Origin of the sequence: Acinetobacter sp. DSM 11652 (genome assembly GCF_900109815.1) — a bacterium.
Classification (GTDB): Bacteria; Pseudomonadota; Gammaproteobacteria; order Pseudomonadales; family Moraxellaceae; genus Acinetobacter.
On sequence record NZ_FOBK01000017.1, the window covers coordinates 1 to 24,088 of the forward strand.

At 38.1% G+C, this 24,088-nt stretch carries 23 protein-coding genes and 1 rRNA gene; 17 read left to right on the top strand and 7 right to left on the bottom strand.

Annotation, left to right across the window (positions count from 1 at the left end; translation table 11 throughout):
* The first annotated feature begins 97 nt into the window (after positions 1-97).
* Positions 98-212 (top strand): 5S ribosomal RNA (gene rrf, locus BMW42_RS13515).
* Positions 213-323: 111 nt separating this feature from the next.
* Here the strand turns inward: rrf and BMW42_RS13520 are convergent.
* The 4 genes from BMW42_RS13520 to BMW42_RS13535 form a co-directional block, all read right to left on the bottom strand.
* Entirely contained in the window at positions 324-1,067 is a 744-nt protein-coding gene (locus BMW42_RS13520) for an amino acid ABC transporter ATP-binding protein (RefSeq protein WP_092768565.1), read from the bottom strand.
* 11 nt (positions 1,068-1,078) lie between these two features.
* Positions 1,079-1,756 (bottom strand): amino acid ABC transporter permease, encoded by a 678-nt coding sequence (locus BMW42_RS13525; RefSeq protein ID WP_092768568.1) that lies wholly within the window; start codon positions 1,754-1,756, stop codon positions 1,079-1,081.
* Between the two features lies 1 nt (position 1,757).
* A complete protein-coding gene (locus BMW42_RS13530) occupies positions 1,758-2,600 on the bottom strand; it encodes an amino acid ABC transporter permease (RefSeq protein WP_035270829.1) in 843 nt (280 codons plus the stop codon).
* Positions 2,601-2,669: 69 nt separating this feature from the next.
* A complete protein-coding gene (locus BMW42_RS13535; protein WP_092768571.1) occupies positions 2,670-3,569 on the bottom strand; it encodes an amino acid ABC transporter substrate-binding protein in 900 nt (299 codons plus the stop codon).
* Between the two features lie 460 nt (positions 3,570-4,029).
* Between BMW42_RS13535 and BMW42_RS13540 the strand changes: the two genes are divergently transcribed.
* From BMW42_RS13540 to hisG, 5 genes are all read left to right on the top strand, one after another.
* Complete coding sequence (locus tag BMW42_RS13540) at positions 4,030-5,481, top strand: RNA polymerase factor sigma-54 (protein WP_092768574.1); 1,452 nt, start codon at positions 4,030-4,032, stop codon at positions 5,479-5,481.
* A gap of 188 nt (positions 5,482-5,669) precedes the next feature.
* Positions 5,670-6,002 carry a ribosome hibernation-promoting factor, HPF/YfiA family gene (gene hpf, locus BMW42_RS13545; RefSeq protein WP_035268921.1) on the top strand — a complete coding sequence of 111 codons (333 nt, stop codon included), beginning with the start codon at positions 5,670-5,672 and terminating at the stop codon, positions 6,000-6,002.
* Between the two features lie 142 nt (positions 6,003-6,144).
* On the top strand, positions 6,145-6,396 hold the full coding sequence (gene ibaG, locus BMW42_RS13550) for a BolA family iron metabolism protein IbaG (RefSeq protein ID WP_035268923.1): 252 nt from the start codon (positions 6,145-6,147) through the stop codon (positions 6,394-6,396).
* Between the two features lie 7 nt (positions 6,397-6,403).
* Complete coding sequence (gene murA / locus BMW42_RS13555; RefSeq protein ID WP_092768577.1) at positions 6,404-7,663, top strand: UDP-N-acetylglucosamine 1-carboxyvinyltransferase; 1,260 nt, start codon at positions 6,404-6,406, stop codon at positions 7,661-7,663.
* A 4-nt stretch (positions 7,664-7,667) separates the two neighbouring features.
* Positions 7,668-8,369: an ATP phosphoribosyltransferase gene (hisG, locus tag BMW42_RS13560; protein WP_035268927.1), complete on the top strand. Its 702-nt coding sequence runs from the start codon at positions 7,668-7,670 to the stop codon at positions 8,367-8,369.
* 320 nt (positions 8,370-8,689) lie between these two features.
* Here hisG and BMW42_RS13565 read toward each other — a convergent pair whose 3' ends face one another.
* Positions 8,690-9,040: a hypothetical protein gene (locus tag BMW42_RS13565; protein WP_092768580.1), complete on the bottom strand. Its 351-nt coding sequence runs from the start codon at positions 9,038-9,040 to the stop codon at positions 8,690-8,692.
* Positions 9,041-9,205: 165 nt separating this feature from the next.
* Between BMW42_RS13565 and hisD the strand changes: the two genes are divergently transcribed.
* Positions 9,206-10,507 carry a histidinol dehydrogenase gene (gene hisD / locus BMW42_RS13570; RefSeq protein ID WP_171260738.1) on the top strand — a complete coding sequence of 434 codons (1,302 nt, stop codon included), beginning with the start codon at positions 9,206-9,208 and terminating at the stop codon, positions 10,505-10,507.
* A gap of 150 nt (positions 10,508-10,657) precedes the next feature.
* Positions 10,658-11,749: a histidinol-phosphate transaminase gene (gene hisC / locus BMW42_RS13575; protein ID WP_092768583.1), complete on the top strand. Its 1,092-nt coding sequence runs from the start codon at positions 10,658-10,660 to the stop codon at positions 11,747-11,749.
* A gap of 48 nt (positions 11,750-11,797) precedes the next feature.
* Here hisC and pabB read toward each other — a convergent pair whose 3' ends face one another.
* Positions 11,798-13,144, bottom strand: coding sequence for an aminodeoxychorismate synthase component I (gene pabB, locus BMW42_RS13580; protein WP_092768586.1), 1,347 nt, complete (start codon positions 13,142-13,144; stop codon positions 11,798-11,800).
* A 246-nt stretch (positions 13,145-13,390) separates the two neighbouring features.
* Between pabB and BMW42_RS13585 the strand changes: the two genes are divergently transcribed.
* From BMW42_RS13585 to BMW42_RS13610, 6 genes are all read left to right on the top strand, one after another.
* Positions 13,391-14,260 carry a putative pilus system protein FilA gene (locus BMW42_RS13585; RefSeq protein WP_092768589.1) on the top strand — a complete coding sequence of 290 codons (870 nt, stop codon included), beginning with the start codon at positions 13,391-13,393 and terminating at the stop codon, positions 14,258-14,260.
* Positions 14,261-14,443: 183 nt separating this feature from the next.
* On the top strand, positions 14,444-15,277 hold the full coding sequence (locus BMW42_RS13590; RefSeq protein ID WP_092768592.1) for a putative pilus system C39 family peptidase FilB: 834 nt from the start codon (positions 14,444-14,446) through the stop codon (positions 15,275-15,277).
* A 64-nt stretch (positions 15,278-15,341) separates the two neighbouring features.
* Positions 15,342-16,550, top strand: coding sequence for a putative pilus system protein FilC (locus BMW42_RS13595; RefSeq protein ID WP_092768595.1), 1,209 nt, complete (start codon positions 15,342-15,344; stop codon positions 16,548-16,550).
* Positions 16,551-16,562: 12 nt separating this feature from the next.
* Positions 16,563-18,230: a putative pilus system OmpP1/FadL family transporter FilD gene (locus BMW42_RS13600; protein WP_035268936.1), complete on the top strand. Its 1,668-nt coding sequence runs from the start codon at positions 16,563-16,565 to the stop codon at positions 18,228-18,230.
* On the top strand, positions 18,230-19,486 hold the full coding sequence (gene filE, locus BMW42_RS13605; protein ID WP_092768598.1) for a putative pilus assembly protein FilE: 1,257 nt from the start codon (positions 18,230-18,232) through the stop codon (positions 19,484-19,486). Before BMW42_RS13600 ends, filE begins: the two co-directional genes overlap by 1 nt.
* A 12-nt stretch (positions 19,487-19,498) precedes the next feature.
* The gene (locus tag BMW42_RS13610; protein ID WP_092768601.1) at positions 19,499-21,406 is read left to right on the top strand and encodes a putative pilus system protein FilF; all 1,908 of its coding nucleotides are present in this window, start codon (positions 19,499-19,501) and stop codon (positions 21,404-21,406) included.
* Positions 21,407-21,442: 36 nt separating this feature from the next.
* Here the strand turns inward: BMW42_RS13610 and BMW42_RS13615 are convergent, their stop codons facing one another.
* A complete protein-coding gene (locus BMW42_RS13615) occupies positions 21,443-21,991 on the bottom strand; it encodes an NUDIX hydrolase (protein WP_035268253.1) in 549 nt (182 codons plus the stop codon).
* A gap of 130 nt (positions 21,992-22,121) precedes the next feature.
* On the opposite strand from BMW42_RS13615, the gene BMW42_RS13620 reads away from it, so the two are divergent.
* From BMW42_RS13620 to tsaB, 3 genes are all read left to right on the top strand, one after another.
* Positions 22,122-22,736: a CoA pyrophosphatase gene (locus BMW42_RS13620; protein WP_035268255.1), complete on the top strand. Its 615-nt coding sequence runs from the start codon at positions 22,122-22,124 to the stop codon at positions 22,734-22,736.
* 27 nt (positions 22,737-22,763) lie between these two features.
* Positions 22,764-23,294: a gamma carbonic anhydrase family protein gene (locus BMW42_RS13625; protein ID WP_035268256.1), complete on the top strand. Its 531-nt coding sequence runs from the start codon at positions 22,764-22,766 to the stop codon at positions 23,292-23,294.
* A gap of 122 nt (positions 23,295-23,416) precedes the next feature.
* Positions 23,417-24,082 carry a tRNA (adenosine(37)-N6)-threonylcarbamoyltransferase complex dimerization subunit type 1 TsaB gene (gene tsaB / locus BMW42_RS13630; RefSeq protein WP_092768604.1) on the top strand — a complete coding sequence of 222 codons (666 nt, stop codon included), beginning with the start codon at positions 23,417-23,419 and terminating at the stop codon, positions 24,080-24,082.
* Positions 24,083-24,088 lie beyond the last annotated feature (6 nt).

Here is a 24,088-nt window from a genome sequence, read left to right on the forward strand (position 1 = left end):
TAAAGCAACTCAAATAGCTGTTAATAACTTCTTTGACCAAGCAAAGGCACGCAAACAATACATGCGAATAAGACCCAAGCAAAGTCACAACAGTTGTGCTGGCGACAATAGCAAGAGTGAACCACCTGATCCCTTCCCGAACTCAGAAGTGAAACCTCTTAGCGCTGATGGTAGTGTGGGGTTACCCATGTGAGAGTAAGTCATCGCCAGCTCATTATTCTAAACACCCCCTTCAATACAAGGGGGTGTTTTTTTATATATATAAATTGAATTTGAAAATTATTTGAGTAGATATCGCGAAATTTTTGGATTCATACTGATGTTTAGTGTACTGCTGAAATTTTCTCTAAAAAATATTTTGTCCTTTCATGTCGCTCTAGTGGCTTATTAAAGAAGTCATCAGTCGGGCAATCCTCTAGAATTTTGCCTTGATCCATAAATATCACTCGATCTGAAACTTTTTTTGCAAATCCCATTTCATGGGTAACACACATCATCGTCATGCCTTCTTTTGCAAGTTGGCTCATGACTTCAAGCACTTCACCCACCATTTCAGGATCTAATGCAGAAGTGGGTTCATCAAAAAGCATACAGACTGGGTCCATACAAAGACCACGTGCAATCGCGACACGTTGTTGTTGACCACCTGATAATTGTCCTGGAAATTTATCTTTGTGTGCTGTCAAACCTACTCGATCCAAATATTGTAAGGCCTTTATTTTAGAGTCTTCAGTTGAGCGATTAAGTACTTTGATTTGTCCTATTGTTAGGTTATCTAACACAGTCATATGAGGAAAAAGTTCAAAATGTTGAAATACCATACCTACTCTAGATCTGAATTTTGCTAGATTCGTTTTAGAGTCTTTTAAAGCGGTACCATCAACGATAATATTTCCTTGTTGAAAAGGTTCTAAAGCATTTACTGTCTTAATAAGTGTAGATTTACCTGAGCCAGATGGACCGCATACAACGACAACTTCACCTTTGTTGATAGTGGTTGAGCATTCGCTAAGTACCTGAAAATCTCCATACCATTTGGATACATCTTGAATTTCAATCATTGGCATTTTGATTCTCCTTATCGAATAATGGCTATTTTTTGATGTAAGCGTTTAACTAGTCGTGAAAGTGCAAATGAAATGACAAAATAGACGACAGCAACAACTAGATAGAAAACGGCTTTGGTTTCCGAACCATAGGTATTAGCTAAAGTATTTGCATTGCCTAAGAAATCTGGTGCACTGATGACATAAACCAAAGACACATCTTGAAAAAGAACAATGGATTGCGTCAATATCACGGGTAACATATTTCTAAAAGCTTGGGGTAAAACTACGTATGACATCGTCTGGCGATAATTAAACCCCAAGGCGTAACCTGCATTCACTTGTCCTTTAGAAACTGATTGAATGCCAGAACGGACAATTTCTGAAAAAAAAGCAGCCTCAAAAATGGCGAAGGTTACTACACTTGAAAATAAAGGTCCCCAATAGGTGTGATATTGGAAATCGAAAAACTTAGGAAGTAAAAAGTAAAAGATAAAAATAACTTGAATGAGGGGAACACCTCGAAAAAAGTCGACATAAAATTTTACAAATCCACTGGCAATTTTATTATTTGATAGACGCATCATCGCGATTGGTGTACCAAGAAGAATCCCACCAATAATCGAAAGAATGGTTACTGTAACTGTAAATTTAAAACCAGCGATCAAACTTGCAACGACATCGGGATGAGTTAGAACACTAAAGTCCATTTTATTTACCTCCCGAACCTAGACCTGGTACAGCCATCCGTTTCTCAATCCATGCCATCAGGTATTTAATTGAATAAGTGATGATGAGATAAACAGGTGTTGAAAGAATTAAAATGACCACGTCTTGAGAGGTTTCTTCTCGCATTGTTTTGGTATATGCAAAAAAATTCAAAACACTTAAGGCAAAAAGTACGGCTGAATTTTTAAATACATTCATTGCTTCTGATGTCAGTGTTGGCCAAACGATTCGATAAGCCACTGGCAGAATGACATAACGATAACTTTGGTTTAAATTTAAACCAATCGCATAAGCTGCATTTTTTTGACCTTGTGAAACGGTATTAATACCTGCTCGAACCTGCTCAGCAATCCTTGCAGCGGTATATAGACCCAGTGCAAATACACCAATAATTGCTGGATTATTATTTAAAATATTTTGCCACCATCCGCCAGGAACCATTTCACCACTTCCAGTACTCATACTTAATGGCAGGAGTTGAGGAAAAACGAATGCCCAGAAAAATAATTGAACGATTAAGGGTATATTTCTGAATAACTCTACATAACAAGTCCCAATGAATGAAAGTAACTTATTGGGTAATGTACGCATAATGCCAATAAGTGAACCAAGTAAAAATGCGATGAAAAAGGCAATGACAGCAGTCCAGATCATGGTCCAAATACCTGATCCAAGTATTTGTAACCAGGTCGGTGCATCAGCAACAGCTGAATAACTTGAACCTCCAATCGCACTACAGATAGATTCAGCCCAATCTTTTTTATCAACGCCATATTCGTTGGATGCCAAGCAAAATGACGTCCAATTTAAAGAACCAACAGCCATTGAAATTCCCTGCAATGGTTACGAGAAAAAAGGGCTTAAGTGTTTCTATTTAAGCCCTCATAATTTTTGTTATTTAATCCCTGCATCATTCGGAGATGCTTTTAATTTTTTAAATGAGCTACTCATAGGCATGTTTAGATTGATATTGCGTGGTGGAATAGGTGATAAGAACCATTTTTTATAAAGGGTATCCATTTGACCATTTTTCCACATTCCAGTTACCACACGATCTGCAATCGCTTTAAACTTGGCATCCCCTTTAGGCAGCATAATTCCGTAAGGTTCTGACGAAAGGACTGGACCTACAATTTTAAAATCTTGAGGTTTTGATGATTTGGCAATGAGCCCTGCAAGAATATTGTCATCCATAACAAATGCAGCTGCACGTCCCGAAGCGACCATTGCAAAAGAATCAGCATGATCTTTACCATAGACATTGGTAACTTTTATTTTTTCTCCTCGTGCACCCATTTTAATATATTTATCCGAGGTTGTTCCTTGCGTTGTGGCAACGGCTTTACCATTTAAATCACCTAAATCTTTGAAAGGCGCTGAAGCTTTGACTGCCATACGTACTTCAGTGGCAAAGTAATTTGTAGAGAAGTTGACTTGCTGTTGTCGCTGGACAGAGTTGGTTGTCGTCCCGCATTCCATATCAATGTTTCCAGCGAGCATTTCAGGAATTCGCGTGGAAGAAGTAACCGCTTTATATTCAACTTTTAAGTTGGGGAGTTTTAAGTCTTTTTTTAATTCGTTAGCTACGTTATTACAGATATCGATGGCATATCCCATAGGTTTACCACCCACGATATATGAGATTGGATCAGAAGATTCACGATACCCGATGATCACTTTTCCATTTTTTTTGATTTTCGCAATCGTGTCAGTGGCATTGGCTTGACTCATTGTTCCGCCAGCGATGATGAAGCCTAATACGCTGAGAAGGACTTTACCAGATAGACTTTTCATCAAGAAATCTCCATGTCTTGTAGTGCATCGTTCTTATAATTTTGACAGTTCTCAAATTTGGTTGAAATCTATTCAAAATAAACTATTAATTATTTTTATACTTTCTATGAGAATAAGTAAAGAATAAAAAATACTCGAAATTCAAATGAATTTAGATTTTTTGATCAACGCGAAATAAATCATGAGCTTATAACACCTTGATCATGAGTAAGTGGTTTATTTTTAATCAACCATAACTGCAGATAACGCTAAAAAATTATTTTTTTTTAAATTTAAACTTGAGTGCTCATATTTTTTTGAATATTAATTAAAAAAAAGTGATTGAATTATAATGTATTTTATCCTTATTTTTTATTAATAATTAAGACTAATTGATTAACATAACACTTGAAACTTATGTTATAAGAATTGTAGGCATGATTATTGCTTGAATAATAACGATGTTAGGGGGTAATGATTTATGAAATTAGCGTTAGGACTAAAAGTATCCAATTCTTTGTCTTTGACACCCCAGCTCCAACAAGCGATCCGACTTTTACAATTATCCAGCTTAGAGTTGGAGCAAGAAGTTCAATTGCAGTTGGATAGTAACCCCTTACTTGAAAAGGTGGATGATGATTCTCCAATGCAAAGTTTGGAGGACTTGAATCAGGAAAATTCTGCTAGTGATCTTACTCGAGAATTAAATGCAGATCATTTGCCAAATGATTTACCTGTAGATACAGATTGGGATGATGTCTATACCCATCAATCATCATCAATGGAATTACCAGAATATGAAGAACGTGAGGATAATCGATCAATTCAAAATACACTGAAAGATCATATTTTAGAGCAAGTTAATCTTCTAAATTTCTCCCAAACTGATCTTTTGATCGCTTATTGCATCGTAGATGGTTTGGATGAAAAAGGCTTTTTAGATGAGAGCGTTGAAGAAATTCATCACGCAGTGCTGACTTTACTCGCACAGATGGATATTGAAGAAGATGTTGAGATAGATGAAATTTTAGTGGTGTTGAAACATATTCAAAGACTAGAGCCGATTGGCGTTGGTTCACGCAATCTTGTGGAATGCTTATATGTTCAGCTTCAAGTTTTGCCTAATACCTTATCATGCCGTAATGACGCGTTATTGTTATTACAGCATTATGAATTATTGATTGCCAATGACCTAAATAAATTACTGAAGCAAACAGGTTTTAAACTTGAACAGTTAAAAGCAGCGATACAACTTTTAAAATCATTACAACCCTATCCAGGGTTAATGTTTGAAAATAAAGAATCTGAATACCAGGTGCCTGATGTTGTGGTGGCAAAGAAAAATGACAGTTGGCATGTGCACTTAAATCCAGATATTTTGCCAAAATTACGTATCAACCCTTATTACGCAAATATGATTCGTCGAGCTGATCAAAGTGCAGATAATCAATACTTACGCAATCAAATGCTTGATGCTAAAAATTTTATTAAAAGTGTAGATGAGCGCCATAAAACGCTTTTAAAAGTAGCGACATGTATTGTTCAGCATCAACGAGATTTTTTAGAGTTGGGTGCTGAAGGAATGAAACCTTTGGTGTTGAGAGATGTGGCGGAGGAGGTTGAGTTACATGAATCAACAGTATCTCGTGTAACGACCAATAAATATTTGCTTACGCCGAGAGGGCTGTTTGAACTTAAATATTTTTTCTCAAGCCATGTTGGAACAACGTCAGGTGGTGAAGCGTCTTCAACTGCGATCCGAGCAAAAATTAAAAAGTTGATTGCTGAAGAGAACCCAAGAAAACCATTATCTGATAATAGTTTAGCTAAGTTGTTAAATGAGGATGGTATCGATGTTGCACGTCGTACAGTCGCAAAATATCGCGAATCGTTACATATTCCTGCATCATCCGATCGAAAAGTCTTGATCTGAAATTTGAAGTGTGATTATTCTAGAGGTTCATTATGACGAAATAATGAATCTCTTTTTTTTAGTTACACGAGGTTTAGCCAGCATGATTTCATGACTTAAATTTGCAGAATAATTCTATGTTGAATGTTCTGTCATGCAATCACATGGCTTAACTCAATCAAATCCTTTAGAAGGAGAGGGATAGGATTATGCAAATAACAATTCGTGGACATCATTTAAGTATTACTCCTGCAATAGAAGAGAATATTCGTTGTAAATTCGCCGAAATGACCAAGCACCTTGATCAGGTCAATAGTATGCAGGTGAAACTCACAAAGGATCACCAAGTCGATAAGCGTTCGAAAAAAGGAAGTTCGAATCATATCGCTGAAGCAATCGTGCGTTTACCAGGCGTCGAACTTTTTGCTCAGGCATCTGGCGATGATATGTATGCATCAATTAAAAAATTGACTGAGAAAATAAAAAGACAGTTAATGCGATATCGTAAAATGCAAATGGCTTTTCAGCCGCTGCCTATATGACGGTATGTAGCTGAAAATAAAAAAAGAGGTATATTGCCTCTTTTTTTTATAGATAAATTGTATAGCAGATGAATTCATTGAATGAGTTATAGTAAAATAATCCGTTTTTACACAATCGATCGTCCCATGAGAGGTCTTTGCAATGAATAGTGAACAGCTCACTGAAATCTTAAAAGCTGCTTTCCCTTCTGCTGATGTTGCTGTAAGTGGACAAAGTGGGAAATTTGACCTCCGTATTGTAGATGATCTGTTTGAAGGTAAAAGAACAGTTGCTCGTCAACAAGCAGTTTATGCTCCTCTTAACGAATATATTAAAAGTGGTGCAGTTCACGCTGTAACCATACGCGCAATGACAAAAGAAGAATGGCGCAAAGCTAGTCTTTTCGGAGCTTAAGGAATAAATGGATAAATTTCTAATCACTGGTGGTAAAAGACTAGAAGGCGAAGTTCGCATCTCTGGTGCAAAAAATGCTGCATTGCCACTTTTAGCAGCAATGATTCTTGCTGAAACACCAATTACGCTCAGAAATGTACCCAAGCTTAAAGATGTTCATACGCTTGTAAAATTAATTGCAGGTCTTGGGATTAGCATGAAGTATGAAGGTGACACTGTTGTCGCTGATACTTCAACCCTTGATAATCAATTTGCACCATATGAACTCGTAAAGACTATGCGAGCTTCTATTTTGGTGCTTGGCCCATTGCTGGCGCGCTACGGTAGTGCAAAAGTATCTTTACCTGGTGGTTGTGCTATTGGCTCACGTCCTGTTGACCAGCATTTAAAAGCATTAGAAGCTTTAGGTGCGGAAATTGAAGTCGAAGCAGGCTATGTCAATGCAAAAGTTGATGGTCGCTTAAAAGGCGGTGAAGTTGTTTTCGATATGGTTACTGTGGGTGGGACAGAAAACATCCTCATGGCTGCTGTTTTAGCAGAAGGTGTTACTACCATCCGTAATGCGGCTCGTGAACCTGAAATCACTGATCTTGCACAAATGCTCATTAAGATGGGTGCGAAGATTGAAGGTTTAGATACGGATACATTAATCGTCACTGGCGTAGAAAATTTGCATGGTTGTGAATATTCAGTTGTTGCTGACCGTATTGAAACAGGATCTTATTTAGCGGCTGCTGCTATTACGGGCGGACGAGTTAAAACGACACATACAGATCCATTGCTGATGGAATCAGTGTTGGATAAATTTGAAGAAATGGGTGCAGAAGTTACGCGCGGTGATGATTGGATCGAACTCGATATGATGGGTAAGCGTCCTAAGGCCGTTAGTTTCCGTACATTGCCTCATCCAGATTTTCCAACAGATATGCAAGCACAATTGATGGCGGTCAATGCAATCGGTCGTGGGTTTGCAACAATTTCAGAAACGATTTTTGAAAACCGTTTTATGCATGTACCTGAATTGTCACGTATGGGCGCTAATATTCAGGTTGAAGGTAATGATGCAGTTGTAACAGGAGTTGAAAAACTTTCAGCTGCACCTGTTATGGCAACAGATTTGCGTGCTTCATTTTCTTTAGTTTTGGCTGCTTTAGCTGCTGAAGGAGAGACTTTAATTGACCGTATTTATCACATTGATCGCGGTTATGAAGATGTTGAAGCAAAATTACAAGGTTTAGGTGCCCAAATTAAGCGAGTGAGCGAGTAAGTTAATGAGCGATATGAGAAACGATGATCCTAATTTTGACGTAATGGGCAATTTTGATCATGGTTTAACCTTAGCATTAAGTAAAGGTCGTATTTTAAAAGAGACATTGCCATTGCTAGAAACAGCAGGGATTAATCTTTTAGAAGACCCAGATAAATCGCGTAAATTAATTTTTCCTACGACGCATAAACATGTTCGAATTTTAATTTTACGTGCATCTGATGTACCAACGTATGTAGAAAATGGTGCGGCTGATATTGGTGTTGCAGGTAAAGATGTACTGATGGAACATGGTGCACAAAATGTCTATGAACCATTAGATCTTAAAATTGCAAACTGTAAGTTAATGACAGCGGGCAAAGTGGGTATGGAGCGTCCGAAAGGTCGTTTGAAGATCGCGACCAAGTACGTGAATTTGACGCGTCAATACTATGCGAGCTTAGGTGAGCAAGTTGATGTGATTAAACTTTACGGTTCGATGGAGCTTGCACCATTGGTTGGTTTGGGTGATTACATCGTCGACGTCGTGGACACAGGTAATACACTTCGCGCGAATGGCTTAGAGCCTCTTGAAGAAATTTGCAAAGTGTCTTCTCGTTTAATCGTGAACAAAGCGAGCTTTAAGCGTAAGCAAGCCTTACTTAATCCGATTCTTGCACAGCTTGAAAAAGCGGTGGATGAACGTGAAGCAGCTAAAAAAGCATAATTTAATTTATGTTTGATAGACCGTCCGAAAGGGCGGTTTTTTTATTCTGCTAGAATATATTTTCTAACTTGCCGTTTATAGATCTTATTATTTTTCATAAATAAATTTCTATAAGAATCAAGGATATCTAATATTTCACCTGCTGATAAATTGTGATTTAAGCAGTTAAATATTGTTCTTTCAAGTTGGTTTAAGAAAAAGGAATAATCATTTCTTATTTTAAAGAAATTAGGATCATCATTTAATTCATAGAGTATCATTGATTTGGAAAGTATTTTCGATGAGTTAGTGGATAAGTCTCTTAAAAAATGTGAAATATCTTAGTTATATATTTCCTGAATTTTTAAATCAGGATTAATAGTTCTAAAAAAGGATGAGATATCTGTAAATATTCTAATATCATCATTAATTGCAATGAGTAATTCTTTAGCTTCATCTGCAAGAATTAGTGAGTTATGCTGCAGTTTCCAATTTAAGAATCCGATAATTGCAACTATTGGCGTCAGTATATAAGCGGTTACAGTTACTATATCCACGATTCCAGTTTTAGTAACGGCACACATCAATGATTGACCTTGACAGTAATAAAAGTATTGAAAAAATCCACAAATAGCTAAAACAACGACATAAACACCTAAATAGTATCCAACATATTTTTCTATTTCTTTCATCTAAAATTCCCTCGAATAAAAACGAATAATTTTAAGAATATAGCTGAAAAGAAAATTCAATTTAATCAAAAGTTATTTTCAATGATCTCTATACGAGTTGGTTGAATGAAGATGCCCACAAATCAACAGAAAACAGGTAAACTAAAGCTTCCCTTTAATTTCATTGTGGATAAATTGATGCGACGTTTATCGACTCAAGATCAAAACTTCAAGCAAGACTTTGCTGACTTGCTCGCTTTTGAAACCGTGAGTGACCCAGAACTTTTAAAAACAGTAGACCAAATCATTGCCGATGTTCGTCAACATGGTGATGCTCATGTTCTTAAACTTACTCAGCAGTTCGATCGACATCCAGCGCATCAATTTTCAGATTTAGAACTGACACAAGAGCAACTTAAAGCTGCATTTGATCATTTAACGACTGAAGTTCGAGAAGCTTTAGAGTTAGCTGCAAATCGTGTCCGTGAATTCCATCAGGCACAAAAACAAGATGGTTGGACCTATGTTGATGCTTTGGGTAACACCTTAGGTCAAAAAGTGACGCCGCTTGACCGTGTTGGAATTTATGTGCCAGGTGGTTTGGCTTCATACCCATCATCAGTACTCATGAATGCTGTTCCTGCTCACGTCGCAGGAGTACCTGAAATTATTATGGTTGTGCCTGCACCAAATGGTGATTTAAATCCATTGGTGTTGGCAGCTGCGTATTTGGCAGGTGTCACTCGTGTATTTACGATTGGTGGTGCACAAGCGGTTGCAGCATTGGCCTATGGTACTGAAACCATTCCAGCAGTAGACAAAATCACTGGACCTGGCAATCGTTTTGTTGCAGCAGCAAAACGCGCCGTATTTGGTCAGGTAGGTATTGATATGATTGCAGGTCCTTCAGAAATTTTAGTGTATGCTGAAGGGGACAATAATGCAGAATGGCTTGCAATGGATCTTCTGTCTCAAGCAGAGCATGATACTGTTGCTCAAGCTGTATTTATTACGCCAGACGAGCAACTGCTTCATGATGTCGCGATTGCAATTGAAGAGCACTTAAAAGCACTTCCTAAAGCAGAAATCGCACGAACTTCTATTGCTAATCGTGGTGCGCTCGTTTTAGTTAAAGACCGTGCCGAAGGTGTGGAATTGATCAACCAAGTTGCCCCTGAACACTTGATGCTATGTTTAGATGAAGCACAAGAAATGGCTGAAAGTATTCGCCATGCAGGTGCTATCTTCATGGGGCGTTATACGCCTGAAGCAATTGGTGATTACTGTGCAGGTCCGAACCATGTATTGCCAACCTCGGGTACGGCACGTTTTTCATCACCACTCGGAGTGTATGATTTCCAAAAGCGTTCAAGCTTAATCATGTGTTCAGAGGATGGCGTGAAAACCTTAGCGAAAACAGCAGATATTCTTGCACAGCAAGAAAACTTAGATGCTCACGCTCGTTCAGCACGATATCGTTATCAGTAATTTAAGCGATAAATTTAGAATGAATATTCCTCTCTAAATCTGTTTTTAAGCATTGCTTGAAATCGAAATGCAAGTGAGGTTAGGTGAAGGTAATTAAAAAATCTCTCCCTAACCTCCTTAGTCAGTGAGGGGAATTTAGAGAATTTAAAAATGAATATTACAGTAGAACAAATGCGTTTTTGGAGTCCCGAAGTACGTGAACTAGAGCCTTATGTGCCTGGTGAACAACCCAAGATCCAAAATCTTTTAAAATTGAATACCAACGAGAACCCGTATCCACCATCTCCAAAAGTTGTAGAAGCGGTACAACAAGTTTTAGCAAATGGCGCGGATGTTTTACGTTTGTATCCTGACCCTGACGCATCGGAATTAAAGCAAGCAATTGCGAAACAGCAACATGTTCCAGTGGGACACGTGTTTGTTGGTAATGGTTCTGATGAGGTTTTAGCTCATATTTTTAAGGCATTTTTTGTTCAAGATTTGCCAATTCTTTATCCAGATATTACCTACAGTTTCTATCCTGTTTATAGCCAATTTTTTGGTGTGAAAACTCAAATTTTGCCTTTAAACGAAAAATTTGAAATTGTTGTGGATGACTATAAGCAACCAAATGGCGGCATCATTATCACCAATCCAAATGCCCCTACCAGTATTGCACTTGGTTTGTCTGCAATTGAGGAAGTACTTCAATCGAACCCAAATTCAGTGGTTGTGATTGATGAGGCATATGTAGACTTTGGTGCTGAATCTGTAGTGGCTCTCGTAGAAAAATATGACAACTTGGTGGTCTGTCAAACAACTTCGAAATCACGTTCGCTTGCGGGATTACGGGTCGGGTTTGCGATTGCACAGCCGCATTTAATTGCAGCGTTAGAAGCGGTAAAAAATAGCTTCAATTCATATCCAATGGACCGTTTTGCGATTGCCGCTGCAGTGGCGTCTTTCGAGGATCAAGCCTATTTCGAAGCGCAAAATGCCAAAGTGATTGCTAGTCGTATAAAGTTAGTTGAGCAACTGAAATCCTTAGGGTTTGATGTGTTGCCTTCTGCCGCAAATTTTATATTTGCAACACTGCCTAGCAAAGATGCAGGTCAGCTTGCAAATGAATTGCGAGAGCGTGGCATTATCGTAAGATATTTTAATAAACCACGTATTAATCAGTATTTGCGTATCACCATTGGTACAGATGAGCAAAATCAACGTTTAGTAGACACCTTGAAGAATGACATTTTAAAAGTGTGAGTGCTGCAAATTTTTGTTGTTGAAAAAGCGACCAGATAGGTCGCTTTTTTATGATTCGTACCATTGATTCATCAGTTCTAGCATGGCTTCAACCTTATCAAAACATTCTTGATATTCTGCATCGCAATCTGAACTGATTGTGACACCACCACCAGCCCAAATAGACACATCTTGCTGATATTTTTGAATTGTTCGGATCAAAATATTCCAAGAACCAGTACCATCAAAATTGAAATAACCAATAGAGCCACAGTATGCACCGCGTGGGGACTCTTCAAGTTCTTCAATAATTTCCATCGCTCGAATTTTGGGTGCCCCCGTTATTGAACCGCCGGGGAGCGCTGCGTGTAAAACATCTAATTGATGAACATCGGATTTTAACGTCGCTTCAATTTCACTGACCATGTGGTGGACTTGATTAAAGCTTTCAATGTTAAATAATTTTGGTGTCTTGACAGTGCCAGTTTCTGCATAAATGCTTAAATCATTTCTGAGAAGGTCAACAATCATTAGATTTTCGGCTTTATCTTTCTCAGAGTTGATGAGTGTTTGTTTTGATTCTTGGTCTTTTTGAGGATCTTTAAAGCGTGGCATGGTGCCTTTGATCGGTTTAGTGATCATTTTTTTATTGGGTCTAAACTCGATAAATAACTCAGGTGAACAGCTCAAAAGTTCAAGGTTATCAATTTTAAGATAAGCAGCATAAGGAGCATTTGTGAGTGCCCAAAAAGGTTTAGCTATACTCAGTAGCTCACCTTCAGCTTGTGCTACAAATTCTTGAGTTAGGTTAATTTGGTAACAATCCCCAGCAACAATGTAATCTTGTACTCGTTGAAATGCAGTTCGATATTGTTGTTTAGTCCAACGTGCTTGCATGGGTGAACTGAGTTGAAATGATGATGGACTAGATTGCTGAAAACAGTCTAATAATCGTGTATAAAGGCACTCGGCATTATGTTCAGTGCTATAGAAAACCCAATCATTATTTTCATAAATCAAATAGCTTTCATACAAGCCAAAAAACAATTGTGGTTGTTTTTTTACCTTGGTGTTGATTTGAAAATTTGCTGCAAAATTATAATCATAGTAACCAATGTAACCGCCTCTGAAATGATGGCTTGCAGAATCTGGAAGTGAATTTTCGCTACATTGAACAAAATCTTTGAGTGAAGAAAATTGGCTTTCATACTGATAATTAAAATCAGAGCAACGCACAAATTGACTGAATCCGCCGTTTATATAAACGCAATATTTTTTTGGCAAAAATCCGATAATCGGTAAATCCTGATTTTCAAGATATACCAATCCTGTCAATGAACCAATTTTTTGCAAAAAATCAGCTTTACTTAGTCCTGAAATTTTTAAGTTTTGTTTAAAAAATGAAGCACTTACCATTTGTGACTTGTTACACTCTTTTCAGAAAATTTGCATCACCCATTTAATACTAGTTCACACTTATGCCATTTATCGGGAATAGGTCGAATTTTCTTAACAGATATTGATCATAAGATAACATAAGGTTAACTTAATACTGCAAAGCGAACTGCTCAAGGATGAAGTTTCAGTAGTTAAATTATAAAAACTTCAGAAACACGGAGAGCAGTCAAAAAAATGAAAAAAATGCTCTTGGGAGAGTACATAATGAAATTATTCACAAAATTGGCTTTAGTTTCTTCAATGGCGGTGAGCGTGAATGCTATGGCGATGCAGGCAATGGATGATGCATCACTCAGCGCAACGACTGGTCAAGATGGTATTACTATTGCCATTGATACAACTGCTGGTATCGAAATCGATAAGTTATATATTCATGATAATGATGGTTTTACAAATAGCGCTTTGACATTCGGTGATACGACCATTAATACAGCTGGCACTGCTGATCCAACAATTGGTGCTGGTGCAATCACGGTTAACGGTTTAACGATTTCAAAGGGTACTGGAAATACTCAAAACTTAGCAACGTTGAAAGTTGATGCCGCAGATGTTGGTGGTCAAGCGGTACTTAATGTTCTTGCTGAAACTGGTGCTTTAGACATCAATGTTGGTTCTATTGGGGTTGCAAGCTCTGGCACTTACAGTTCTGATGACAATGTTCGTGGTGTTGTTGAAGGTTCTGAAAAACAAATTATTACAGGTTTAACATTATCATTGGGTGCAACCAAAGCAAACGTTCAATTAGGTAATGCACCTCAAGGCGCTATGATTGTCGTTGATTCTGAAATCACTGGTGGTTTATCTACAAGCTTAACTATTAATGATACATCTACATCGGGTGGTGGTAGCATTGGAATCGAGGGCTTGAAAGTTACAAGTTCAGGCAGTAAAAACCTGAATGCTGACGCCAAAATTGGTGTAACAAAAGATGGATTATATATCAGCCCAGCTCAATCACCATTGAATGCTTACATCCAAAAAGTTTCTTTAGGTGAAGCTAATAAGAGTATCGGTTCAATCGAAGTTCAAGGTTTGAATTTGGGTAGCACTTCAATCAAAATTTCTGGTCACTAAGTTTTTATACAAAAAACGCGTGTTGATCACGCGTTTTTTAAATTTTGCGAATTTGAAATTAAAAAGTAAAAGTACTGTATTTTTAGGATGAAAAAGGTATTCTGAATATAAGAATAAATGTGAGTGCAAACTCCAACTACAGAATCATAAAGGCAAGTACGCCGAACTAGAACAGTTAACATTATGATAGAAATTACTTTAGGCTCTGCAATTATGTATTTTTTTGCGAGTCATGCTCTCGAAATTAAAGAAAAACCACGCGAAGCAGTTTATTACAGTGAGATTGCAGACTCACGAAATCTATCTTATACAAAAAATCACCGTGAACCTGTAGCTATCAAGCCGGCTATCGAAAATCAGTTTAGAGGAATAGTTCGTCAAGCGTATGACTATAGTTGTGGTTCTGCGGCGTTGACGACAGTTCTTAATGGTCACGCTGGTCTAAATTTGACAGAACAACAAACCATGGAGGGATTGTTGCGATTTGGCGAGTATGATCGAATCATTGAGCGTAGAAGCTTTTCATTATTGGATATGAAGCGCTTCGTCACTGCGTTAGGTTATGAAAGTGGGGGTTACCGTGGTGAATTCAAAGACCTGATTAAACAGACACAACCTGCTATTGTTCCAATTCACTATGCAGGTTTTAAGCACTTTGTTGTATACAAAGCATATAAAGATGGAAGGGTTTATGTTGCTGACCCTGCATTAGGAAATATCAGTTTTGATGAAGCACGATTTAAAGAAATTTGGGAAAACAATACCTTATTTTTAGTGAACGTTCCTGAATCTCAACAGACAGATCTATTGGCATTACAAGAAACAGATTTAAGACATGTCGATGATGCAACAATTAACCGTTACGCCTTAGTTGATGCACAATTTTCGTCAGATTATATGAATAAAATCGCAGATAAAGCCTCAACTATGCGTAAAGTATTAGATCTTGATCCCAAATCTCCAACGTATAATCAACCCATTACAACATATATGCGACTTTACTATAAACGTAAGTAATTTAAATGCAATTAAATTGAATTGAAACAAAATCCAAATAATGAAGAATTGTGTAGGAAGTAAAATGAATAATCAATGGACGAAAAGAACGCTACTCGCAATCAGTATTCAAATGATTGTCACAGGCGTCTATGCAGCACCCGAAACAGTTGAAGCTCCATCAGAAGAGAATATTTCTCAAGATACTCAAAATAATACTGAAAATAGTTCTGCGACCGAGCTTGAACAAGCACAATCAAGTTATACGGCAGAATCTACTGAAAATGTTGATGCAACACCTTCTCTTAAGCCAGGTGTTGAAGGGCAGGCTGCAAATGCACTCCAACAAAAAGAAGGTGATGCGACGCAAGAGACTAACTTGCAGGAAGTTTTTTCCTCTAATGAGCGACAATATTCACTGATTAAGCGTGGTGAGTTTTCAACGTTCTATGATCTTGATTATTCGTACTATCGGGATTCACAAATAAATGCTTCGATCGATGAAGGACAGTTGTATCAACTTCGTATTGATGAAGATGCAAATCATACGATTACCAATACCATCACAGCGCAATATGGTTTAAGAGATAACATCACGCTAAATGCTTCAATTCCATTGGTTGCAAAGTCTGATAGTGTCAAAGATACGACCACTGCTGGTTTGGGTGATATTAGTTTAGGGGCGCGTTGGGAGCCATTTCCACTGAAAGAAGGTCGTTTACCACTTATTTTGTTTGGTAATCTATCGACAAAAACAGGTGATAGCCCCTATGAAATTAATCCTTTGACGGATCTCTCAACAGGTAAGGGGTATTATTCAGTTGGTGTTGGTGCAAGTACAAGAAAATATATTGATCCAGTTGTATTGTTTGCGTCAGTATCAACAAATTATGGTTTTAAGGAATCTGGCTTAAATCAAATCCGAGGGGGAGGAAATACTCAAGGTGAAGGTTTAACCGGGCGTAACCGTGTTTTAGATACATTTGAACCCGGTGTTACGGCTGGATTCTCGTTCGGGTTTGCATATTCATTTAACTATGATGTCTCGTTGACCATGTCTTATCAGCAATCGATGAACATGGGTACCAAATTTACATATGATACAGGTGAATATTACGAGCCTGCGACTCAGACCAGTTCTATGTTTGCGGTGGCTCTCGGTGTACGTGTTAGTCCGAAGACGATTGTCAATGGAACGATAGGTATCGGTTTAACTGAAGATTCTCCAGATGTTTCTCTCGGCCTATCGTTCCCATTAGATATACTTGGCTTCGGTAAGAAAAAAGCAAGCTAAAGGAGTTCGGAAATGAGTCAATTCCGTTTGCATCCTTTAGTTACGGCAATTGTTCTGAGTGGATGTAGTACGCAAGTCTTTGCACACCTTGGGCAGAATTTATCTGTAGATGTACGCTCATTATCAATGGGTAATGCTGTCACTGCAGATCCACCCGGGATTAGTGCAATTCACTTTAACCCTGCGGGTTTAACCAAACTCAAAGGGTTACAAACCGACGTTCAAGGCTTAGTTGCTAATTTTGATATTCAGCGTGAATTTTCCGCGCCATCAGGTTATGACGTCTTTGGATATTCTGATGATCCATTAATCTGTAATGATGCGCTTGATAATCCATCAAACCTCTGTACTGATTTTAAGGATTCTGTGAGAGGTGATGTCGAGTACGCATCCTTATATATTCCTATATTGAAAAAAATGGTGGATTTAGGAGAGGGATGGCCAGTAGCAGCTCCAACTGGAGGGATCTCCTACAATCCACCAGGATCTAAGTTTACTTTCGCTACTGCAGTTTATGCACCTCTGGTTGCAGGTTTCGGTGCAGAAGATGGTAATCCGGGTAACTTCATGGGGCAGCAAGTTGCCATGGAGCGTATTACATATTTATCGCCATCGATTGCTTATCAAGTAAATGATGAACTTTCGATTGGTGCTTCAGTGGGAATGTCTTATCAAGCCATTGCCATGAAAACAGATTTGCGATTTCCAAATGAAATGATAGGTCTTCTTAGGATGGTGGATGAGTCTGTCTGTGCCCCTTTCCGTGGAGGAAATGACAATATTGTCACGAATATTTTGCTATTCGGCTTATGTAATACCAATGAGGGCATGAATCCATTTTCAACCTTTGGAAAGATCAATGTTGAACTGGAGCAGAGTTTATCTCCAAGCTACAACCTAGGTGTCTTGTGGGAACCCACTGAAGAGTTTGGTTTGGGGCTGGTTTACCAAAGCGGTGCTAAAATGCGCTTAAAGGGTAAATATATTGTAGAAAATGGAAACGCATCCCGAGAATTAATCAAAGGACTAAACTCCTCACCTACGGGGCAAGTTTTGGCAACAATACTTGGTTTTCCGAACTATGTACCTGCGATTGAAACTGGTCTAATGTCTATGGATTTAGAATATCCAGCACATTTCCAAGCAGGGATTAAGTACAAAGTATTCCCGGACTTACAGGTAAATTTCGATGTGGGATGGACTGACTATGCGGCTTGGGATAAGTTTAAATTTGAGTTCGATCGTCAAATTTCTGCTCTGAAGATTGCAAAACTGTTATCTAATGATGTAACAGACTCTTCTTTATCTCTGCCTCTAGGTTTTCAATCTCCATGGAGTTGGGGTGTTGGCGTTGAATATTCTGCCAATGACCGTTTGAAATTCCGTGCTGGTTATGAACCTAGAACAAGTGCGATTCCAGATGGAAAGCGGAATACAATGGTACCGATCAATAATGCACAATTGTTTGGATTGGGTATTGGTTACCGTTTTGATGAAGATACAGATATTGATTTATCAGTCGGGTTCCTTCGTAGCCGCGATAGAATTCCAGCGGGATCAAGTAGCCTAGCCAATCTAGACGCCGTGGATAATTTATTACTTAATCCATATGCAGGCTTAAATGTATCGACAAATACCAAAGTTACGATTTTAGGTATTAATTATAGAACGAGATGGTAATGGACTTAAATCTTGAGCAATTTAAACAAATAAAAACAAGAGTGAGCCAGTCTCTCGGTTGTGTTATATGTGCAGGTTCTTTTTTAGTAAGTCCTACATTGTATGCCCAAGACTTTTACACAATTATAGGTCCAGATGGCAGACCGATTGTCATCGAAAGAGCTGCATCTAGTGCTCAAAAAAACGAATCTATTAAAAATCAAAAATCAGTTCAAATAGAAAATATTCAGCCAAAAATCATTCAAAAAAAACCAGCAGACGAGCCTAAAAAAATACATGTTGAAATCGCTCAGCCGAGTATTAAAGCTCCTACAGCGAGCAAATCAGTTGGGCGCAGTCAAAATGACAATGTTGAACAATCAACAGTGAGTGTTGAAAAAAAGACTCAAGATCAAATGACGAAAATTGATCTTGCACAGACTAAAGTCAATACGAAACATGAGCAGTCATTAACAAAAAATAAATCTACACACGATCAAAATTCTAAAGAAAGCCTTCAACGTGTTGAGCAGATTTCAGATAGTAAAAACGCAGGTGGTTCACTGAAAGCTGAAACAGGAAGTCCTGTAACTGTGATTGATGGTGTTGAATACATTGATCATGAATATCTTGAGGATCATGAGTTTAATCTGGAAGGAAGAAAACGGTTTTATGTAGTTCCTGATACGCAGGGTGTAGGTGCAGCTCGTTTTGAAACGATTGAGCGACAAAAAGGGATTACCAAAGCCGTTTTATCTCAGTTTCTACGGCCGACAGAGCCTACAGCGAAAGAAGCAATGGCTTTATCGAGTACGTACATGCGTATTGAAGCAAAAGATCTTGCAGAATCTTTGGAACATACATGTTTTCAAGATAAAAAAATTCAGAAAGCTAAGCGTTTGAAGGGTGCTCAAGGTGAAATTGGTTTATGGCCAGTTGCGCCATTGAAAGAACGTTTTGCTTACGAGGTGGTGGAGTTAGATGAATCAATTGATCAGATTCAAATTCAATCATTTGCTTCATCTCAAAATAACCCAACTTTTTATTGGCCGATTGCAGTATTTTTGGATCAGCAAGGTTGCATTTTAGAGGGAGCGACTGGTTTTAAAAGTACAGATACTCAAGCCAACGTCACGACATACTCTGCACTCGAAGGTATATTAAAAAAACCACCTCAAACACGATATTTATTACTCACCCCTTTAGTCGAATCAATTGATATTCAAAATCAAAAACTTGTGAATACTGGTCAGCTAAAGCTTAAGGCCATCAAATAAAAGAGAACTAGAATGAAAAAGTCTAATATTATCCCATTCACGTTTTCCACGCTTTTTTTAGCACTGACTGGATGTGGTGGAGAGAGTGCTAAAATAAATGAAGATCCTAACCGTGGTTCAGTTACAACCTCTAATGGTTGTTTAACCTCAAATGATGCTAATTGTCTTGGATTTGTCTTGGACTATCCTGTAGAGGGACTAAAGTTCGATTGTAGTACTGACAAATTGAATCACTATCGAACTGAACTCGATCCTAATGTTGCGATTGGTTCATGCAAAGTGGGAGACAAAGTTACATTTTATATTCAGGGTGAAGCCAGTGCTCGAAAAATTGAGTTAGGGACGGTCGATCTAGGTTCAATTGTGCCTAAGAAAATGAGCGATGTTTATATTCAGATTGGTGTACAAGATATGGCTCAAGGGCTAACTGGTAAGCCAATTGAAAATTTTAATATGTCCGATCCTACCTATAACGCAATGGTCGGAATTATACGAATTTTGCAAACATTAGGTGTAGATCAAATCAGTAATGTACCTGGTGATATACAGCAAGTTGTGCTGTCAAAAGACAATTTGGATGGTCTTCAAGTGATCAGCCAAAATATAACGGCCAATGAGTTCAAAAATGGCAGTTATGTTCAGATCCTGAAACCATGGTTAGATGTCGATAAGGTATCAATTGATGATGCGGAAAAAGTAGCACAACAGATCATCAGAATGAGAAGTGTGGGTATTTATCAGGCCAATCACTTACTCTTTATTGGACAAAATACTAATTTCGCAGGGTTTCACGGCTCAAGCCTAAACAATAATCAAGCAATTGCTGATATGAGCGTAATTACTACGCGCGAAGGTTATGCGAGTGGTTATCTCTCACAGTGGAGAGGGAAACCAATTGTTACGGGTAGTAATACTTCAGAAGAGTTAGCACGAGTATTATTAATCAATCAAGTACCACCTGAAAAATTAGATGTCGTTTCTAATTCAAAAGATTGGTTGAATAATATCTCACAAAAAATACAAAAACCTTTAGTTTTTAAAAGTATTGAATCTTCAAATGACAAATTAGAAATCTATAAAGGAACTCTGTTTGGTCAATCCATTATTCCTGGTAATCAGTATGCTTATCAAGGATTCTTAGGCAGCAAGGATACACCTACAAGCACTGAGGTATATGGGGAGTGGCGTCAAGATGTCAATTCTGAACGCTATACAGGTAAGCTTGATATTCTAAAATACAGTCCAGTGAGCTATTTAGATCGTAAAGTATTCAAAACACGTCATAATGTTGAAGCTGGGGATCAAATTATTTTCCCATTATACGCAGATTTAGTGTTTAACTTTAATGATAAAACGATTCCATCACAAACAGTGAGTATCGTCATTGATGAAAATGGAGATATACGAACCAATCGTACTGTATCGAGTTTAAAATCTACCACTTGTCCAAGCATTAAGAATACTTCAACCATGACCGATGAATTGGATGTTCAACAATTCATTATTGGTACGACAGGCACAACATATTCAACTGCAAATGATAAATCTCTGACAATACGTATGATTCTAGCGAATCCAATTTTTGGGAACCTAAATGGGGTCAGAGCTGGACTAAATAACAGACCAGACTTTGGAGTCGATTCTAATAGTGAACTTGTGTCATCTGGAGGCGTACGTTTAAATTTACAAAACTTAATCGTAAATAATGACATAAGAGCGGGTATTAATATCACGAGTTGGGATAATAAGGGCTCTACAGCCGCAGCTGAATGGGTGAATACGCATGCGACATACCAACACACGTACAATTCGATTCCAGAGAATAAACCAACGACTGAACAACTTAATCTAGCAAAGCTTAGAACAGGAACAATTGAAATTGCTTTAACACCTTGTTATCAAATAGGTCGAAAAGCTTAACCAAAAAAACTCCATCTTATGAGATGGAGTTTTTTTTTAACCTGTTTGATCAAGTCGAGTACCTAAGGTCTCTAAGTGTGTAGGAAAATGATTCGATTTTCGGTCTTCAAAATAATGACGAAGCGTTCGTTCAACACTTGGGAAAGCTAAACTATCCCATGGAATCTCGTGTTCTTCAAATAAACGACTTTCGATGGTTTCTTCACCAGCTCCAAATTTACCTTCAACAAGGTGAGATTTAAATAATACGTAAATTTGACCAATACGAGGGATATTGTACATACAGTACAATTGCTCAATTTCCACTTCAGCTTCAGCTTCTTCACGAGTTTCACGAGCTGCACCTTGCTCCATTGTCTCGAAGAGTTCCATATATCCTGCTGGTAGCGTCCAAAGACCATAGCGCGGCTCAATCGCTCTACGACATAAGAGTACTTTATCTTCCCAAATCGCTAAGGCTCCACAAATGACCTTTGGATTCACATAGTGAATGGTTTTACAATGCGTACAGACTTGGCGTACTTTATGATCACCTAAAGGAATCTGTTCGGTCGTCGGTTGCCCACAGGCCGTGCAAAAAGGCATATGCTGTCAAGTAAAAATGAGATGATTCAGCATACCCCAAAAAAATAACTTTCGCATCATTTATAGCCTTATGCACAAAATTTCATATATGATGGGATGAGAATAAAAAAGAGAGATCGAGCTATTCAAGATGATGGATCATTCATTAACATTGCAACTGCAACAACACCTTAGGTTTTCTAAACGCATTCAAAAAGCTGATGCTGCAGTATTACTTGCAATCACCAATGAAGATGATCCTAAAATTCTGCTGACGCGTCGCTCTATTTATATGAATAATCATGCGGGTGAAGTGTCATTCCCAGGAGGAAAAAGAGATCCGAACGACACCAGTAATATTGTCGTTGCACTCCGAGAAGCATGGGAAGAAACGGCTTTGAATCCGTTCGATGTAAAGTTGCTAGGTGATCTGCCTTCAGAGCGCTCAAAAGCGGGTGTTTTAGTAAAACCTGTTGTTGGATTGATACCGCCTAATGTGAAGCTTGTCCCACAACCTACAGAAATCGATCGTATTTTTTTTGCTTCAATACGTGAAATGATGGATGCTCGCCCAACACCTTATGAAGTTCGATTGGCTAAGCAATCAATCTATTTTCCAAGTTTAAGAGTTGAGAATGAGGTGATATGGGGTCTTACAGCAAGGATCCTGATTTCGTTGTTTCAGTATGGCTTAAATTATAAAAAAAACTGGCCCTTTTTGCTCAATTCCCCAAGTTTTAAATCTTCAATTTTCAAACAACATTAAAATATTAAATGCATAGGATTGCTGCATATGATGTACAAATTTCAAGACAAAACCCCTTCAACGACGATTCAACCATGGAATGGATGGATTGCAGAAAATGCCACTGTGATTGGCGATGTTGAACTTGGACAAGAGGTGAGTGTTTGGTTTGGTGCGGTAATACGCGGGGATAACTGCAAAATTCGTATTGGTGATTTCAGTAATATTCAAGAAAATGCCGTCTTACACACTGATCCGGGCATTGAATTGAATGTTGGGCAATATGTCACCATTGGTCATCAAGCAATGTTACATGGTTGTACGATTGGAGATAATAGTTTGATTGGTATCAACGCCGTCATATTAAATAATGCTGTAATCGGTAAAAATTGCATTATTGGCGCGAATGCGTTGATTCCAGAAGGTAAAATCATCCCAGATAATTCATTAGTGATGGGCTCTCCTGGCAAAGTAATTAAAACATTAGATGAGTTTGCAGAAGCTAAACTCAAAATGAGTGCGATGCATTATGCGCATCATTTCAAAAATTTCACTCAGCTTGAAAAATTTGAATTTTAAATATAAGTGTTGAGATTGATACGAGCGTTCAATAATCACTAAATCTGAACAGATCTGCTCTCGCAGGAATAATTCGAGTGGAGTATGATTAGCACCATTTTTAACGATTTATAGGGGCATGCATGAAATTGCTTGCATTAGAAACTGCCAATGAGCAGTGCTCAGTTTCGTTAATTGATGAGAATCAAGTACTTTTTTATAAACTAGATGATCGTGCAAAAGCGCAGACCCAATCTATCCTCCCAATGATTGAAGCAGCTTTTCAGCAAGCTGAAGTACACGTTTCAGATTTGGATGCGATCGCTTTTAGTCGTGGTCCTGGCTCATTCAGCGGTGTGCGTATTAATGCAGCAGTCACTCAGGCACTTGCATGGTCACATGACGTGCCTGTGATTCCTGTTTCATCCCTTCAAGCTCTGGCACAGGCTGCTTATCGAATGTATCAACTGACAGAAGTTACGGCTGTACTTGATGCAAGAATGAGTGAGGTCTATATCGCAAGTTTTCAGTTAAATGCTCAAGGTTTAATGCAGTTGGTGGATGAAGAGCAATTATTAAATTATGAAAATGCTGCAGCCTATCAAAAGTTTCAAATGATTGGTTCGGGAACAAAATGTATTCATCCCGAATTAAATGATTATTCAAATGTCCAAGCAACTGCTGAGGATATAGCGACGATTGCACGTGAACATGCTTTAAAAAAACACTGGCTCAGTGCCGATCTCGCACTACCCGTTTATTTACGTGACAATGCGTGGAAAAAAATTCCAGAACAAGGCAAAGCATAATTAGGA